This window comes from Roseinatronobacter domitianus (genome assembly GCF_023336755.1).
In the GTDB taxonomy this organism is placed as follows: Bacteria; Pseudomonadota; Alphaproteobacteria; order Rhodobacterales; family Rhodobacteraceae; genus Roseinatronobacter; species Roseinatronobacter domitianus.
The window spans coordinates 241,254-255,735 of sequence record NZ_JALZWP010000001.1 but is presented as its reverse complement, the minus strand read 5'-3'; the positions used below and the strand labels follow the sequence as shown (position 1 = coordinate 255,735).

The window sequence follows — 14,482 nt, the reverse complement described above, 5'->3', positions numbered from 1 at the left end:
TTGGCCTTGGCCAGCGAACGCCAGACAGACACAGAGTACGCACGGCCGTTACGACGCATCTTCGTCGGCTTGCTTGCTGTTGTCTTGATTGCGGTATTTCTGGTCTGGCGCATCGACAGCCCACGCGTTGAGCGTTTTCGTATGGCCGTGATTGACACTGTAGTGCCCTCCTTCGATTGGGCGATTGCCCCTGTCACACAGGCCACGGCGCTGCTGGATGATTTCCGGTCCTATGCCCGGATCATGGAGCAGAACCAACAGCTTCGCCGCGAATTGCAACAGATGCGCGCTTGGCGCGAGGCGGCCTTGCAACTGGAACAGCGCAATGCAGAGTTGCTGGATTTGAACCAAGTGCGGCTTGACCCGCAACTGACCCATGTTACCGGTGTCGTCATGGCCGATAGCGGCTCTCCCTTCCGCAATTCGGTGCTGCTGAACGTAGGCGCGCGCGACGGGCTGATTGATGGCTGGGCAGTGATGGACGGGCTTGGCCTTGCCGGTCGCATTGCCGGCGTGGGGCAACGCACATCACGGGTTGTGTTGCTGACCGACAGCGCCAGCCGCGTGCCGGTGGTGGTGCAACCCTCTGGGCAACGCGCCATGCTGTCGGGCGACAACAGCGCCTTCCCGCTTCTGGATTTTGTCGAAGACCCTGACGACCTGCGCCCCGGCGACCGGGTGGTGAGTTCCGACGATGGCGGCGTGTTTCCCGCCGGGCTGCTGGTGGGCGAAGTGGTGTTGTCCCGCGACCGCCGTTTGCGGGTGCGTCTGGCTGCGGATTATGGGCGGTTGGAATTTCTGCGCGTCCTGCGGTCGCGCCCGCTGGAAGAGATCACCTCGACCGGCGAATTGATCCTGCCCCCCGAAGTCGATAGCGCGCCCGAAACGCCCGGACCCGAGGGTGAAACACCATCCGTGACCGGCATTGTGACGCCAAATATTGCGCCCCCCCTTGCCCCCGTCCCCGACGCGGCCCGGACCGATGGCTGAGCGGAGCCTCTCTAGCCGGCTCTGGTATGTTGCGCTGTTCCTTGGCATCGGCGCATTGATCTGGTTGTTTCGCTTATTGCCATTGCAGGGCTTGGGTGATGCCAGTCGCGTGCCCGGTGATACAAGCCTCAGCCTTGCGACATGGCCTACCCCCGACCTGATGCTGGCCCTATGCTTGGCGTGGGTGGTGCGCCGACCCGACCTGCTACCCGCGCCATTGATCGCAGGTTACATCTTTTTCGAAGACATCCTGATGATGCGCCCGCCCGGATTATGGGCGCTGATCGTGCTGGGGGCGACAGAATTTCTGCGCCAACGCAACCCGACCTTGCGCGGATTGTCCTTCTTGCTGGAATATGCGTTGATAGCGGCTCTTATGCTGGGCATGTTCTTGCTGAACCGTATGATGCTCGGAATTGTGATGGTGCCGCAAGCGCCACTTGGCTTGAGCCTTGCGCAGTTTGTCGGCACTGTCGCCACATACCCGCTGGTGGCGGCGGGGCTGCATTTCGGGCTGAGCCTGCGCAAACCCGCCACCGGCGAAGTCGATGATCTGGGGCAGAAACTGTGAAACGCACCGACCGTGACAAGGAACAGAGTCGCCGGGTGATTACACGCCGGGCGCTTGGTCTTGGTGCGCTACAACTGGCGGTTACGGGCACGCTGCTCTGGCGGCTGCGTGATATGCAACTGGAACAGGCCGACGCCTTTCGCCTGCTGGCAGAGGAAAACCGCATCAACCTGCGGCTGTTGCCGCCTACGCGTGGCCCGATCCACGATCGCAACGGCGTGCTGCTGGCCGGGAATGAGCAGAATTACCGCGTGGTCATGACCCGCGATGATGCGGGCGATATCGACCTTGTTCTGGACCGGCTGCAACGCTTGATCGGGCTGGAGGACGAGATGGTCGAGCGCGCCCGCGAGGATATGCTGCGCAACCGTCCCTTCGTGCCGGTCACGGTCGCAGAGCGGCTGAGCTGGGAAGAGATAAGCCGCGTTGCCGCCAATGCCCCGGCCCTGCCCGGCGTCACGCCAGAGATGGGGCTGTCGCGCGCTTATCCGCTGATGGCCGATATGGCGCATGTGGTTGGTTATGTCGGCCCTGTCTCGGACCGTGATCTTGCGCGCGAGGAAAGCCCAGATCCGGTGCTGATGATCCCGCGCTTCCAGATCGGCAAAAGCGGGGTCGAGCGCGAGGTGGAAGCGCGTCTGCGTGGCAAGGCCGGATCGCAACGTGTCGAGGTGAACTCGGTCGGTCGGGTCATGCGCGAGCTGGACCGGATCGAGGGAGAACCGGGCGAAACCCTGCACCTGACCATTGACGCACGTTTGCAGAATTACGCGCTGGAACGGCTTGCGGGGCAAAGCGCAGCCGCGGTGGTCATCGACATTCCGACCGGCGACATCCTCGCCTCGGCCTCTGCGCCCAGCTATGACGCCAACATGTTCGTGCGCGGCATTTCCAGGACGAACTACAATGCTCTGCTGGAAAATGATTTCCGCCCGTTGGTCAATAAATGCGTGCAGGGCATGTATCCGCCGGGCTCAACCTTCAAGATGGTCACGGCGCTGGCAGCGCTGGACGCCGCCGAAACCGATGGTCGCGAGCGCGTCTACTGCCCCGGCCATATGGACGTGTCGGGCAACCGGTTTCATTGTTGGAAGCGCAGCGGCCACGGGCAGATGGACCTTGTATCGGCGCTGTCGGAAAGCTGTGACGTCTATTTCTATGAAATGTCGCAGCGTTGCGGGATTGACCGCATCAACGCCATGGCAGAACGTCTTGGGCTTGGCGAGCGTTACGACCTGCCAATGACCTCTGTCGCGTCCGGCCTGAACCCCTCGCGTGAGTGGAAGACGCGCACCCGCGATGCCGCTTGGCGCATTGGTGACACGGTCAATGTCTCTATCGGGCAAGGCTATGTGCTGACCACGCCTTTGCAACTGGCGATCATGACAGCGCGTCTGGCGAGCAATCGCGCGGTGTTGCCGCGCTTGCTGCGCGACCCGCTGGAACGCGCGATACCGCAAGCCGCAAGTCTTGATTTGCGCCCTGAATGGCTGGAGATGGTGCGCCGTGGCATGGTGCAAACCGTCAATGACCGGCGCGGCACGGCCTATTCCTCTCGCGTGGTAGAGCCAACGATGGCGATGGCTGGCAAGACCGGCACCAGCCAGGTATTCCGCATCACCCAAGCCGAGCGTGACGCCGGAATCCGACGGCAGGAAGATCTGCCCTGGAACCGGCGCAACCATGCGCTGTTCGTGAATTACGCGCCGATCGACAATCCGCGTGTGGCCGTGGCCGTCATTGTCGAACATGGGGGCGGCGGGTCCACGGCAGCCGCCCCCATTGGGCGCGATATTCTGCTTGCCGCGCTGAATGAGGGACGTCCCCCGCTTGGCGCTTACCCGACATCGCAGCGCAACCGCATCAATGCCGAACAAGAAGCCCTGAAAGACCGGCTGCGCGATCTGGGCTCTTTCCGGGTAAGCCGCGCATGAGCTACCTTGAATACAACACCCAACGCATGCCCAAGGGTATGGCCAAGGTGCTTTACATGAATTGGCCGCTGGTGGTGCTGCTGATCGCGGTCGCATGTTATGGTTTCGTGATGCTGTATTCGGTGGCGGCAGGCAATGCGCGCCCGTGGATGGAACCGCAGATGCAGCGTTTTGGCGTCGGGCTGGTTGTGATGCTCGTGGTTGCCATGGTGCCGATCTGGTTCTGGCGCTCTGTATCCGGGTTGGCCTATGGGCTGACCACCATTCTGCTGTTGGGGGTCGAATTCTTCGGGTCGGTCGGCATGGGGGCGCAGCGCTGGCTGGAGATCGGGCCGCTGCGCCTGCAACCGTCGGAACTGGCCAAGATCACGACAATCATGGCGCTCGCCGCCTATTTCGACTGGGTCGACATCAAGAAAATCTCGCGCCCCGTGTTCGTTCTGGGCGCGGCGGTCATTGTCTTGCTGCCGGTCTTTCTTGTGGTGCGCCAGCCCGATCTGGGCACGGCTTTGCTTATCGCGGCTGCAGGCGGCGCCGTGATCTTCGCCGCGGGCGTGCATTGGGGGTATTTCGCCGGGGTTATCGGGTCTTTCGTGGGCCTGGTTGTGGCCGTGTTCACCTCTCGCGGCACGGACTGGCAACTGCTGAAAGACTACCAGTATCGCCGGATCGATGCGTTTCTGGACCCCACGCTCGACCCGCTGGGCGCGGGCTACCACATTAACCAAGCCATGATCGCGCTGGGGTCAGGTGGTTGGTCCGGACGCGGCTTTATGGAAGGCACGCAATCGCGGCTGAACTTCTTGCCCGAAAAGCAGACCGATTTCATCTTCACCACCTTGGCCGAGGAATTCGGCTTTATCGGGGCCGGATCGCTTCTGGTCCTCTATGTGATGATCCTTGGCTTCTGCCTTGTGACGGTGCTGCGCACGTCGAACCGTTTTGCGGCCCTGCTTGCTGTGGGGGTGACGGCCAATTTCTTCCTGTATTTTGCCGTGAATACCGCAATGGTCATGGGGCTTGCGCCCGTGGTCGGCGTGCCCTTGCCGCTGGTCAGCTATGGCGGCTCTGCCATGCTGGTGCTGATGGGCGGCTTCGGATTGCTGCAATCTGCCCATATCCACCGCCCAAGGTTGCCGACATGACTCTGACTGTTCTGCTGGCCGCCGGGGATGGTGTATTCGAAGATTATGACGCGCCTTTGCGCGCGGCCATCGCAAAACAGGGGCTGGACGCGCAGCTTGTAACCGATGCGCCCGCCCAGACGGTGGATTACATCGTCTACGCCCCGTCCAGCCCGTTGCAGGATTTCACGCCCTTTACCAACTGCCGCGCCGTTCTAAGCCTGTGGGCCGGGGTTGAGCGCATTGTCGGCAACGCGACCCTGACGCAGCCCTTGGCGCGCATGGTCGACCCCAGCCTGACACAAGGCATGGTCGAATATGTCGTGGGGCATGTGTTGCGCTATCATCTGGCACTGGATAAGCCCGCCACATCATGGACGCCGGTTGTGCCGCCGCTGGCGCAGGATCGCTGCGTTGGCTTTCTTGGACTGGGCGAATTGGGCCGTGCCTGTGCCGGGGCTTTAAGAGCGTTGGGGTTTGACGTGGCGGGCTGGTCGCGCAGCCCCCGCCAGCTTGAGGGCATCGCCTGCCATAGCGGGCCAGAGGGGCTGCGCGCCGTGCTGGCGCGCTCGGACATCCTTGTCACCCTTCTGCCCGACACGCCGGCCACAACCAACATTCTGAACGCAACGACGCTGGCGCACCTGCCGCGCGGCGCACGGATCATCAATCCGGGACGCGGGACAGCGATTGATGATGCGGCACTTCTGGCCGCGCTGGACCAAGGCCAAATTGCCGCCGCCACGCTTGATGTGTTCCGCACCGAACCTTTGCCCGAAAATCATCCGTTCTGGCACCACCCGAATGTGACCGTGACCCCGCATATCGCGGCGGCCACGCGAACCGAAACGGCATCCGACGTGATCGCGGCGAATATCGCGCGGGTCGAGCGCGGGCAACCGCTCTTGCACGAGGTCTCACGCCATAACGGCTATTAACGCCCAGCTTCATGCATTCGTAACCCACGGCTGTTACACTTCAGGCTCTCGCACAGACGCATGATCTATACTACGTTTGCACCATGAAAGCCCGCCGCCCTATGCGACAGATTTCGCACCCCCTGCCGGAGCATCTGCGCCCGGTATCACCCGCACCTGCCCGCGCTTGGCTGTGGCAGGTGCCGCTCTGCGTTACACTGACCTTGGGCGCGCTTTACGCAGCGGCGGCGCTGGTCGGCCCTTGTGCCGGGCCGGGCGCCACTTGCCCCGAACCCGCCTTGCCAATGGTAACGGCAGCGCCATCGCCACAAGACCCACCGTCAGAAGCAGCGCCACCCGCGCGCCCTATCCTGCGTGTGGCCTTTGCACCCTTGCCGCTCAGTATGGCGGATGCTCCGACACATCGAACCTACAGCCTGCCGCCGGGCCAGACGGTGCAGGATGTGGCGACCTTGCCCAATGCCATCCCGCTGGATGAAATGAACCTGATCGCCGTTGTCGAAGCTGACGGCGTGCGCCATGCGCTTGTGCGCTTACCCGGCGGGCGCATCCTGCGCGTGCAAGAAGGCGACACGTTGCAAGATGCCACCGTGGCCACGATCGGCGCGCGCAAACTTTACATGCTGCGCCCTGACAACACGTCCAGCGCGCTGGTGCTGGGGGGTTAACCCTCGGCGCCACCGGCCACCGTCAGGCCCAACATACGCCAGCCCTGCATACCCCACCGATAATAGGCGATCTTTTCGACCGGGTAGCCCGCATCGATAATGCGCCGGATTGCAGCGGGCGATTGACCGCACCACGGCCCGTTGCAGAACATCACCAGATTCGGCACCACATCGGCATCGCAGATAAAGCCCTCGAAATCCGGCTCGCAGCCCAGTTCATGCAACTGATCGGCCATTTCCGTGTAGGGCATGCTGATCGCGCCGGGGATCGTGCCGGTTTGCCAGTCGGGGCGCACGCGGCCATCGACAACCAAGGTGCCGGGGTCTTGCAGCGCGTCCATCACTTCCAGCTCACCCACGGTGCGCACACCTTCGGCGGGTGTCATGGGCTGAATACAAAATTCCGGGCAAGGTCGCGCGATGCGTGCGAACTCCCCCTCTATCACCGCCGATTCGTCCTGCACGCGCGAAATCTCTACCGCGCCGGACGGTGTTTCGACCGTGACAGCGGACATATCGGGCGTGATATTGACGCTCTCAGCCAGCGCAGGCCCGGCAAAGGCCAAGGCGATGGCAGTCATGGGAACAAAGCGGGTCATGGTCTTCTCCTCCGATAAGACAAGCCCCCAGCCTAACGCAGTTCTCTCAGCACGCAACACCCCGCGAAACTACCGCCGGGAGCGCTTGACAGAGCGCGCCCTCTGGTGCATCAGGCAGCTTCCGTTCGGGCATTCGGTCCGCGCGGACTTATGGCTATGCCCCAAAAGGGGCACGCAGCCCGACGGCACCAAACGCCTGCGCCAGCCGCAGGGGCCACAGGGCGCGGCAGACAGACAAGGAATGACCGACATGTTCGCGGTCCTGAAAACAGGTGGCAAGCAATACCGGGTGCAGGCGGGTGACGTTCTGCGCGTGGAACGCATTGCCGCACAAGCTGGCGAAACCGTCCAGTTCAACGAAATTCTGATGGTTGGCGGCGACAGCCCCGTCATCGGCACGCCCACCGTTGAAGGTGCAGGCGTGCAGGCCGAAGTGATCGACCAGATCAAGGCCGACAAAGTCATCCATTTTGTCAAGCGTCGCCGCAAGCACAGCTCGCAGCGCACCAAGGGCCACCGCCAGAAGCTGACGCTTGTGCGCGTGACCGACATTCTGGCCTCTGGCGCGGATGCATCCGGCGTGAAAGCGGCGATCGGCACGGGTTCGGTATCGGGCTTTGCGATCGAAGCGGCCGCCCCTGGCCCCAAACCCGGCAAGAAAGCCGCAGCCCCTGCGGCCGATGCAGTCGAAGGCACCCGCCCTGCCAACCTGCTGACCGAAGCCCGCGACGGCAAAGCCGATGATCTGAAAAAGATTTCCGGCGTTGGTCCCAAGCTGGAAGGTCTGCTGCACGAAAACGGCGTGTTCCATTTCGACCAGATCGCCTCTTGGGGTCCGGCAGAGATTGCCTATATGGATGACAAGCTGTCGTTCAAAGGCCGCATCGAACGCGATGGCTGGATCGACCAAGCCAAGCAATTCGCATCTGAACAGGAGTAACAGCTCATGGCACACAAGAAAGCAGGCGGTTCCTCCCGCAACGGTCGCGACTCTGCCGGACGCCGCCTTGGCGTCAAGCTCTATGGCGGTCAGCTCGCGATCCCCGGCAACATCATCGTGCGTCAGCGCGGCACCAAACATTTCGCAGGTGAAGGCGTCGGCATGGGCCGCGACCACACCCTGTTTGCCCTGACTGAAGGTCACGTGACCTTTACCAAGGGTTTGAAAGGTCGCAGCTTCGTGTCCATTCAACCGATGGCAGACGCCGCTGAATAAGCCGAACTGTTACATTTATTTAGTAACACGGGGTCGGCAGAAATGCCGGCCCTGTTTCGTTTTGCGCTATGTGTCGCCTGGAGGAGCAGCCGACCAATCACCCCGCGCGAAACGATCCGGGTGAGGGCCCGATTGGAGGATGACATGACACTCAACACCACGTTCGGCGCGGATTTGCCGGTGCTCACCAGCGCGCGTTTGGTGCTGCGCCCGTTGCAGCCGTCAGACGAAGGGCTGCTGGAACTTTACACAAGCGATGCCCGCGTGGCCAAGGGAACGCGGTCCATTCCCCACCCGTTGCCACCGGGCGCGACAGAGCAATTCATTGCCCGCGCAACCGCCCCCAACCACGAGGAAGACGTCTGGGTTCTGGACGGTGCCGGGCATGATCGCGCGGCGGTGCTGGGGCTGATTTCGCTCAAACCGCTGGACCGCCAGCAAAGCCAGATCGGCTACTGGGTGGCACCCGCCTTCTGGAACGCGGGCTACGCATCGGAAGCCGTGGCCTGCATCATCAAGGCAAACCCGCACAACGCCCGCACGCTGTTTGCCGAAGTGTTTCAGGACAACGCGGCCTCTGCCCATGTGCTGACCAATGCAGGGTTCGATTATCTGGGCGATGCCGAAGCCTACTCGGTCGCCCGCCGCGCCAATGTGCCCACATGGACCTATATCCGGCGGATGTAGCGCATGAAAAAGCCCGGCAGGCGCCGGGCTTTTGCCAATCTGAAAGCTTGAAAGGGTCAGCGCGGCGCGATCATCATGATCATCTGCCGTCCTTCCATCTTGGGCATGTTCTCGACCTTGCCGATTTCGTCGACATCAGCCGCCACACGGTGAAGCAGGTCTGACCCAAGATTCTGGTGCGCCATTTCACGCCCCCGGAAACGCAGCGTCACCTTCACCTTGTCGCCCCCTTCAAGAAAGCGCATGACATTGCGCATCTTGACCTCGTAGTCATGCGTGTCGGTGTTGGGGCGGAATTTGACTTCCTTGATCTCGATGATGTGCTGCTTCTTGCGGGCCTCGGCCTCGCGCTTCTGCTGCTCATACTTGAACTTACCGAAATCCATGATCTTGCACACCGGCGGGGTGGCATTGGGCGAAATCTCGACCAAATCGAGGCCGGCCTCTTCCGCCAGCATCATGGCTTGAGACGGTTTAACCACGCCCAGATTCTCGCCTTCGGCACCGATCAGGCGTATTTCAGGCGCACGAATGCGCTCATTGACGCGGGGTCCGGTATCGCGCGGGGGCGGGGCGTTGTGCGGTCTGCGAGCTATGGCTGAATTCCTTGTATATTGACGTGTGTGGCGCGCAATCTAAGGCCGCGCCCCGCGTGATTCAAGCAGGAATCGCGCGCAGTATATCGCTGGTTTATCGGGGCTCACCTTTGCAAGCGCAGAAAAATCTGGCATAGGCAGCGGCAGCGTAATTAGGTTTGAGAGGACCGTAACATGAATAAAATGGTTTTGGCATTGATCGCGATCGCGGTCGCCGCGGTGGGAATCTGGCTGGGTGTTCAGTCGCGCACGCCGACAGAAGTTGTCGCGCCTGTCGAAGAACCGGTCGAGGCACCGGCCGAAGAAAGCACCGAAGCGCCCGAATCTGACCCGGTGGAAGATGCCGTGACCGAAGCGGAAACTGCGGTCGAAGACGCAACCGGCGCGGTCGAAACGGCTGTGGAAGATGCCGTAACGGCGGCTGAGACTGCTGTGGAAGACGCAACCACCGCAGCGCAAGACGCCGTGGACAGTGCTGTCGAAGAAGCCGAATCAATGGTGAACGATCTGATGGGTTCGGGCGAAGAGGCCGCAACTGACGCCGCATCTGAAGGCGCTGACATGGCCAATGACGCAGCAGAGGCCAGCACCGAGGCCGCGACCGATGCAGTCGATGCGACCACAGACGCCGTCGATGCAACGACCGACGCCGCTTCTGAGGCCACAACCGACGCAACCACAGACGCGGTTGATGCTACATCTGACGCAGCGACGGAAGCCACGGACGCCGCAACGGACGCTGCCGAAGACATCCTGCCCGAAGGCGAAGACGCCACCGCTCAATAAGCGCGGGCCAGATTGGCAAAACAGAACCCCCGGCGCGATGCTTGCGTGCCGGGGGTTTTTTAATGTCATCTGTTTCAGCAGGTCGTGGCGAAGGAGCCGCCGATCAGCGACGCAGGAACGCGTCTCCGAACCCCATGGCCCGCACTTGCGACAAAGCCTGATGTGCCGATGAACCGCTGGCAAAAGGCCCGACGGTGACAACCATCAGCCCGCGTGCAGAATGAGTTCCGGCAGGCAGACCATGCGCTTTCAGACGCGCAACAAGGCGATGCGCGTTGCTTGCCACGCCAAAACTGCCCACCTGAACCCGTGCCCCTTGCCCAACCGCAGCGCGCACAGCAGGGGCCGCAGCTTGCACCGGGCTGACATCATAGTCGCTCAGAAAGAGCGACGGGCTGGTCACGCAGCGCACCATTTTGCGGCCAACCATCGTGTCGACCAATTGCCCGTAAGGCGCGCTGCCGGGGCAAGACGGATGCCGGCCAGAGGCATCAGCCACTGGATAACGCGGCTTGGCACGGGCCACGGGCGCTGCCGCCTGACGGCGCGGCGCAAGACCCGACACGGTTGGTTCTTTGCCAAGATAGCTTGGGGCCGGGCGGCGCACCGGGTCATTGACCGGGCCAACCACTTCTATCCGGCCGCGCGGCGCCTCGGGGGCAGTCACTGCTGCCGCATCATTAGAGTCCGGAGCTGGTGCCATGCTGGACGCCGCATTCTCGGTCGCTGCGGGATCATTCTGGGCAGGCAGTTCGGTTTCGGCGGCCTCCATCGCAGGTGCCGCAGACGGAGCAGACGCGAAATCGGTTGGTGACAGGTCGCAGACCGGGTTGCGGTCCGGCCCGTAGCGCGGAACCCATGTCACCTCGCCCCCGAATGTCGAGCGCAGAAAGGAACAGCCCGCGCTGTCAACGAACTCGCGCCCCTCGAAGCTGGAAGGCGGTAAATTCGCCGGGTCAAGCCCATTGGTTTGGGCCTGCGCCGCTAACCCGGTGCAAATTGCCGCCACGCTTGCGGCCATTAAAAATCGGTTCATCCTAACCCCCCGGTCAATTGCTTAAAGGATGCCGTTGCAACCCTAAGAAAGTAAAGCCGATTCGCCGTGAATGCCGTCAAACTGTCCCGAAAATGCGATCACCCGCATCGCCCAAGCCCGGCACAATATAGCCTTTCTCGTTCAGATGGCTGTCAAGCGCGGCGGTCACGATCCGCACATCGGGGTGTTGCTCGGCCATAACCGCCACGCCTTCGGGCGCCGCCAGAAGGCAGATGAAACAGATCCGCGCGGCGCCCGCCCGTTTCAACAGGTCAATCGCGGCAGCGGCGGAATGGCCGGTGGCCAGCATCGGGTCCACGGCTATGACAAACCGCGCATCCATGTCCGAGGGCAACTTGTTGTAATACTCGATGGGGCGGAGGGTTTTCTCGTCACGATAGAGGCCGACGAACCCGACCTTCGCGGTTGGCACCACGTCCAACACCCCGTCCAGCAAGCCGTTACCCGCCCGCAGGATCGAGACCACAGCAGGGTCGGGACCGGCCAGCATGGGCGCGTCCATCGCCGTCAACGGCGTGTCGATGCGTTGCGGCGCGATGGGCAGATCGCGCGTGGCCTCATAGGTCAGCAGCAGCGCGATTTCACGCAGCAGGCGACGAAATTCCGGGCTGGGCGTGCGCATGTCGCGCATCAGGCTAAGTTTATGCTGCACCAGCGGGTGGTCGATCAGGGTCAGGTCGGGATGGGTCATGCAGGCTCCAATCGTTTGGCAAGTCGTGCGCGGGTGCTGTCGTCGCAAAAGGCAGCACGCAGCCCGGTTTGCGCCAGCGCGTCGAATTCGGGCTGTTCCCAGCCAAAGGCGCGGTGCAGCCCGGCATATTCCGCGCTCATATCGGTGTGGAAAAATGGCGGATCATCGGTCGAGACAGTTATGGCCACGCCCGCCGCCCTCAGTTTTTCAACCGGATGTGCGCGCAAATCGGGATAAACACCAAGCACGACATTAGAGCCGGGGCAGACTTCCAGCACCGTGCCGGTTTCGGCCAGATGGTCCACCAAGGCGGGATCGTCGATGGCGCGCACCCCGTGGCCGATGCGACTGACACGCAAGTGCTTGAGCGCCGCGCGCACCTCATCCGGGCCACGCCACTCGCCCGCATGGGCGGTCAGACCCAGCCCTGCCTCGCGCGCGGCGTCGAAACTGTAGATAAAATCGGCCAACTCGCCCGCGTTCTCATCCCCGGCTATGCCAAAACCAGTGATGAAATCGCCCGCCGTTTCCTGAGCGCAGCGCGCAATGATGCGCGCCTGTTCCGGCCCGAAATGCCGGATGCAAGTGATGCAACCGCGCAGGGTGACGCCCATCTGCGCCTCTGCCGTTTGTGCCGCCGTCTGGATCGCCGCCATATAGTCGCGCCATGCCAGCAGATCGCCGCCGCCGCAGAAATCCGGCGACAGGAACGCTTCGGAATAGATCACCCCATGGGCCGCGGATTGCTCCAGCACCGCAAGCGTCAGATCGTGGAAATCCTGCGGCGTGGTCAGCACCGTGCAAGCGGCTTCATAGACGCGCAGAAAATCTACGAAGCCCTTGTATTTATAGGCACCCTGCTCATCGAAGATGCCGGACAAATCGACACCCTTGCGCTGTGCAAGCCCACGGATAAAGGCAGGCGGCGCCGCTCCTTCCAGATGCAGATGCAGTTCCAGTTTCGGCAGGTTTGTGAAATCGTTCATGGCAGAAAGCTCCGTCCCGGCCCTTGCGCGGGGACGCCAAGGTGATCGGCGACACTTGCCGCGACATCGACGAAACCGCAATGCCCGATTTGCCCTGCGCCCTGCCCTGCCACCAGCACCGGCACGCGCTCGCGCGTGTGGTCGGATCCCGGCGCGGTTGGGTCATTGCCGTGGTCGGCAGTAAAGATCGCCATATCGCCGGGGCGCAAGCGGTCAAGCATCTGGCCCGCCACCTTATCGAAGCGCTCCAGCGCGCGCGCATATCCCGCCACGTCGCGCGGGTGGCCATAGAGGCTGTCGAATTCGACCAAGTTGCAGAAAGTCAGCGCGCCATCCTCCGCACTTTCAACCAGCCGTAACAGGTGATTGCAAAGTGCAGCGTCATCCTTGCCCTTGTGGCTATGGGTAATGCCCTGCCCCGAAAAAATGTCAGAAATCTTGCCCACGGCATGCACCGCGCGCCCGGAGTTGCTGACCCAGTCGCAGAGCGTGGGCGCGGGCGGGGCAATGGCGTAGTCGCGGCGGTGATGGGTGCGCGTGAAATTGCCGTCGGTCCCGACAAAGGGGCGCGCAATGACCCGGCCCACGCGCATTGCATGCAGATGCGGGGCAAGGTCGGCGCATAGCTTGTGCAAGCGTTCTAGACCGAAGGCGGTTTCATGCGCGGCAATCTGGAACACGCTATCGGCAGACGTGTAGCAAATAGGCCAGCCGGTGCGCAGGTGCTCTGCCCCGAAACGGTCGATTATGGCCACCCCGCCGGAATGGCAGTTGCCCAAAATGCCGTCGGTCCCGGCCAAGTCGCAAACCTTGGAGGTCAGTTCGGGCGGAAAGGCAGGCACCTGACGCGGAAAATATGTCCAGTCCCACGGAACCGGCACGCCCGCCAGTTCCCAATGCCCAGAGGGCGTGTCCTTCCCGCGCGAGAGTTCGGTCGCCGCCCCCCACAGCCCCGTGGGTATGGCCCCAAGCCCCGGCGCCGTCATACCAGAGGCCAGCTTGATCGCAGCCCCCAGCCCCAGCCGGTCCAGCACGGGCAGACGCAGCGGGCCTGCGCGACCCTGATCTGCCTGCCCCAAAGCGCAGGCCTGCGCGATATGACCCAGCGTATTCGCGCCCGCATCGCCGAACGCTTCGGCATCGGGCGCGCCGCCGCAGCCGACAGAATCGAGCACGACCACGAAAGCGCGCGGCATCAGCCGCGCTCCATATGATCCGCGCCAAAGGCTCCGGGCAGCAGGGCTGCGACCGTGGTCTCCAGCCGCGCGCCGTTCAGTGACAATAGCGTGACCGGGACGTCACCCGCCGCGAATTCCGCGATCTTTTGGCGGCAGCCACCGCAGGGCGGCACCGGCGTCGGACTATCGGCAATAACCACGATTTCCATGATCCGCCGCGCGCCACCGGCGACCATGGCTGCAATCGCCCCCGCTTCGGCGCAAGTGCCTTCCGGATAGGCCACGTTTTCCACGTTGCAGCCAACAAAGACGGCACCGGTATCGGACCGCAACGCGGCCCCCACCTTGAAATTGGAATAGGGCACATAGGCCCGCTCTCGCACATCGCGCGCCGCGTCTTCCAGTGTCATGTCGCACCCCTTGTTCTGGGCCAAGTTTGCGCCGCGACGCAGGCCGATGCA

17 protein-coding genes are annotated in these 14,482 nt (G+C 62.7%); 10 read left to right on the top strand and 7 right to left on the bottom strand.

All coding sequences use genetic code 11. The features are described 5' to 3' along the window. Positions 1 to 6 precede the first annotated feature (6 nt). From mreC to M3N55_RS01290, 6 genes are all read left to right on the top strand, one after another. A complete protein-coding gene (gene mreC, locus M3N55_RS01315) occupies positions 7 to 990 on the top strand; it encodes a rod shape-determining protein MreC (protein ID WP_249055624.1) in 984 nt (327 codons plus the stop codon). Beyond that, positions 983 to 1,561, top strand: a complete 579-nt coding sequence (locus M3N55_RS01310; RefSeq protein WP_249055621.1) for a rod shape-determining protein MreD — start codon at positions 983 to 985, stop codon at positions 1,559 to 1,561. The genes mreC and M3N55_RS01310 overlap by 8 nt, the downstream gene beginning before the upstream one ends. Next, positions 1,558 to 3,495 (top strand): penicillin-binding protein 2, encoded by a 1,938-nt coding sequence (gene mrdA / locus M3N55_RS01305; RefSeq protein ID WP_249055620.1) that lies wholly within the window; start codon positions 1,558 to 1,560, stop codon positions 3,493 to 3,495. The genes M3N55_RS01310 and mrdA overlap by 4 nt, the downstream gene beginning before the upstream one ends. Further along, positions 3,492 to 4,640 carry a rod shape-determining protein RodA gene (rodA, locus tag M3N55_RS01300; RefSeq protein ID WP_249055618.1) on the top strand — a complete coding sequence of 383 codons (1,149 nt, stop codon included), beginning with the start codon at positions 3,492 to 3,494 and terminating at the stop codon, positions 4,638 to 4,640. The genes mrdA and rodA overlap by 4 nt, the downstream gene beginning before the upstream one ends. Next, positions 4,637 to 5,557, top strand: a complete 921-nt coding sequence (locus M3N55_RS01295; RefSeq protein ID WP_249055615.1) for a 2-hydroxyacid dehydrogenase — start codon at positions 4,637 to 4,639, stop codon at positions 5,555 to 5,557. Before rodA ends, M3N55_RS01295 begins: the two co-directional genes overlap by 4 nt. A gap of 101 nt (positions 5,558 to 5,658) precedes the next feature. Further along, positions 5,659 to 6,225, top strand: a complete 567-nt coding sequence (locus M3N55_RS01290) for a pilus assembly protein PilP (RefSeq protein ID WP_249055614.1) — start codon at positions 5,659 to 5,661, stop codon at positions 6,223 to 6,225. On the opposite strand, the gene M3N55_RS01285 is transcribed toward M3N55_RS01290, so the two are convergent. Then, entirely contained in the window at positions 6,222 to 6,824 is a 603-nt protein-coding gene (locus M3N55_RS01285) for a rhodanese-like domain-containing protein (RefSeq protein WP_249055612.1), read from the bottom strand. The two genes, M3N55_RS01290 and M3N55_RS01285, sit on opposite strands and share 4 nt — an antisense overlap. A 250-nt stretch (positions 6,825 to 7,074) precedes the next feature. On the opposite strand from M3N55_RS01285, the gene M3N55_RS01280 reads away from it, so the two are divergent. The 3 genes from M3N55_RS01280 to M3N55_RS01270 all read left to right on the top strand — a co-directional run bounded on the left by M3N55_RS01280 (position 7,075) and on the right by M3N55_RS01270 (position 8,727). Beyond that, positions 7,075 to 7,764, top strand: coding sequence for a 50S ribosomal protein L21 (locus tag M3N55_RS01280; RefSeq protein WP_249055907.1), 690 nt, complete (start codon positions 7,075 to 7,077; stop codon positions 7,762 to 7,764). Positions 7,765 to 7,770: 6 nt separating this feature from the next. Further along, complete coding sequence (rpmA, locus tag M3N55_RS01275) at positions 7,771 to 8,040, top strand: 50S ribosomal protein L27 (protein WP_249055610.1); 270 nt, start codon at positions 7,771 to 7,773, stop codon at positions 8,038 to 8,040. Positions 8,041 to 8,184: 144 nt separating this feature from the next. After that, a complete protein-coding gene (locus M3N55_RS01270; RefSeq protein ID WP_249055609.1) occupies positions 8,185 to 8,727 on the top strand; it encodes a GNAT family N-acetyltransferase in 543 nt (180 codons plus the stop codon). Between the two features lie 56 nt (positions 8,728 to 8,783). Here the strand turns inward: M3N55_RS01270 and infC are convergent, their stop codons facing one another. Continuing rightward, positions 8,784 to 9,323 (bottom strand): translation initiation factor IF-3, encoded by a 540-nt coding sequence (gene infC / locus M3N55_RS01265; RefSeq protein WP_249055905.1) that lies wholly within the window; start codon positions 9,321 to 9,323, stop codon positions 8,784 to 8,786. Positions 9,324 to 9,497: 174 nt separating this feature from the next. Here infC and M3N55_RS01260 point away from each other — a divergent pair, with 174 nt between their 5' ends. Continuing rightward, the gene (locus M3N55_RS01260; RefSeq protein ID WP_249055606.1) at positions 9,498 to 10,109 is read left to right on the top strand and encodes a hypothetical protein; all 612 of its coding nucleotides are present in this window, start codon (positions 9,498 to 9,500) and stop codon (positions 10,107 to 10,109) included. A gap of 103 nt (positions 10,110 to 10,212) precedes the next feature. Here the strand turns inward: M3N55_RS01260 and M3N55_RS01255 are convergent, their stop codons facing one another. From M3N55_RS01255 to M3N55_RS01235, 5 genes are all read right to left on the bottom strand, one after another. After that, entirely contained in the window at positions 10,213 to 11,145 is a 933-nt protein-coding gene (locus tag M3N55_RS01255) for an SPOR domain-containing protein (protein WP_249055604.1), read from the bottom strand. Positions 11,146 to 11,221: 76 nt separating this feature from the next. Continuing rightward, on the bottom strand, positions 11,222 to 11,857 hold the full coding sequence (gene upp / locus M3N55_RS01250; protein WP_249055603.1) for a uracil phosphoribosyltransferase: 636 nt from the start codon (positions 11,855 to 11,857) through the stop codon (positions 11,222 to 11,224). Further along, the gene (locus tag M3N55_RS01245; protein WP_249055602.1) at positions 11,854 to 12,843 is read right to left on the bottom strand and encodes an adenosine deaminase; all 990 of its coding nucleotides are present in this window, start codon (positions 12,841 to 12,843) and stop codon (positions 11,854 to 11,856) included. Before M3N55_RS01245 ends, upp begins: the two co-directional genes overlap by 4 nt. Next, positions 12,840 to 14,039 carry a phosphopentomutase gene (locus M3N55_RS01240; protein WP_249055600.1) on the bottom strand — a complete coding sequence of 400 codons (1,200 nt, stop codon included), beginning with the start codon at positions 14,037 to 14,039 and terminating at the stop codon, positions 12,840 to 12,842. Before M3N55_RS01240 ends, M3N55_RS01245 begins: the two co-directional genes overlap by 4 nt. Continuing rightward, positions 14,039 to 14,455 carry a cytidine deaminase gene (locus M3N55_RS01235; RefSeq protein WP_283163827.1) on the bottom strand — a complete coding sequence of 139 codons (417 nt, stop codon included), beginning with the start codon at positions 14,453 to 14,455 and terminating at the stop codon, positions 14,039 to 14,041. The genes M3N55_RS01240 and M3N55_RS01235 overlap by 1 nt, the downstream gene beginning before the upstream one ends. Positions 14,456 to 14,482 lie beyond the last annotated feature (27 nt).

Coding starts and splice junctions, on each gene's coding strand:
- M3N55_RS01310 (WP_249055621.1), top strand. CDS start 983: ATGGCTGAGCGGAGCCTCTCTAGCCGGCTCTGGTATGTTGCGCTGTTC.
- rodA (WP_249055618.1), top strand. CDS start 3,492: ATGAGCTACCTTGAATACAACACCCAACGCATGCCCAAGGGTATGGCC.
- M3N55_RS01295 (WP_249055615.1), top strand. CDS start 4,637: ATGACTCTGACTGTTCTGCTGGCCGCCGGGGATGGTGTATTCGAAGAT.
- M3N55_RS01290 (WP_249055614.1), top strand. CDS start 5,659: ATGCGACAGATTTCGCACCCCCTGCCGGAGCATCTGCGCCCGGTATCA.
- M3N55_RS01285 (WP_249055612.1), bottom strand. CDS start 6,824: ATGACCCGCTTTGTTCCCATGACTGCCATCGCCTTGGCCTTTGCCGGG.
- M3N55_RS01280 (WP_249055907.1), top strand. CDS start 7,075: ATGTTCGCGGTCCTGAAAACAGGTGGCAAGCAATACCGGGTGCAGGCG.
- rpmA (WP_249055610.1), top strand. CDS start 7,771: ATGGCACACAAGAAAGCAGGCGGTTCCTCCCGCAACGGTCGCGACTCT.
- M3N55_RS01270 (WP_249055609.1), top strand. CDS start 8,185: ATGACACTCAACACCACGTTCGGCGCGGATTTGCCGGTGCTCACCAGC.
- M3N55_RS01260 (WP_249055606.1), top strand. CDS start 9,498: ATGAATAAAATGGTTTTGGCATTGATCGCGATCGCGGTCGCCGCGGTG.
- M3N55_RS01255 (WP_249055604.1), bottom strand. CDS start 11,145: ATGAACCGATTTTTAATGGCCGCAAGCGTGGCGGCAATTTGCACCGGG.
- upp (WP_249055603.1), bottom strand. CDS start 11,857: ATGACCCATCCCGACCTGACCCTGATCGACCACCCGCTGGTGCAGCAT.
- M3N55_RS01245 (WP_249055602.1), bottom strand. CDS start 12,843: ATGAACGATTTCACAAACCTGCCGAAACTGGAACTGCATCTGCATCTG.
- M3N55_RS01240 (WP_249055600.1), bottom strand. CDS start 14,039: ATGCCGCGCGCTTTCGTGGTCGTGCTCGATTCTGTCGGCTGCGGCGGC.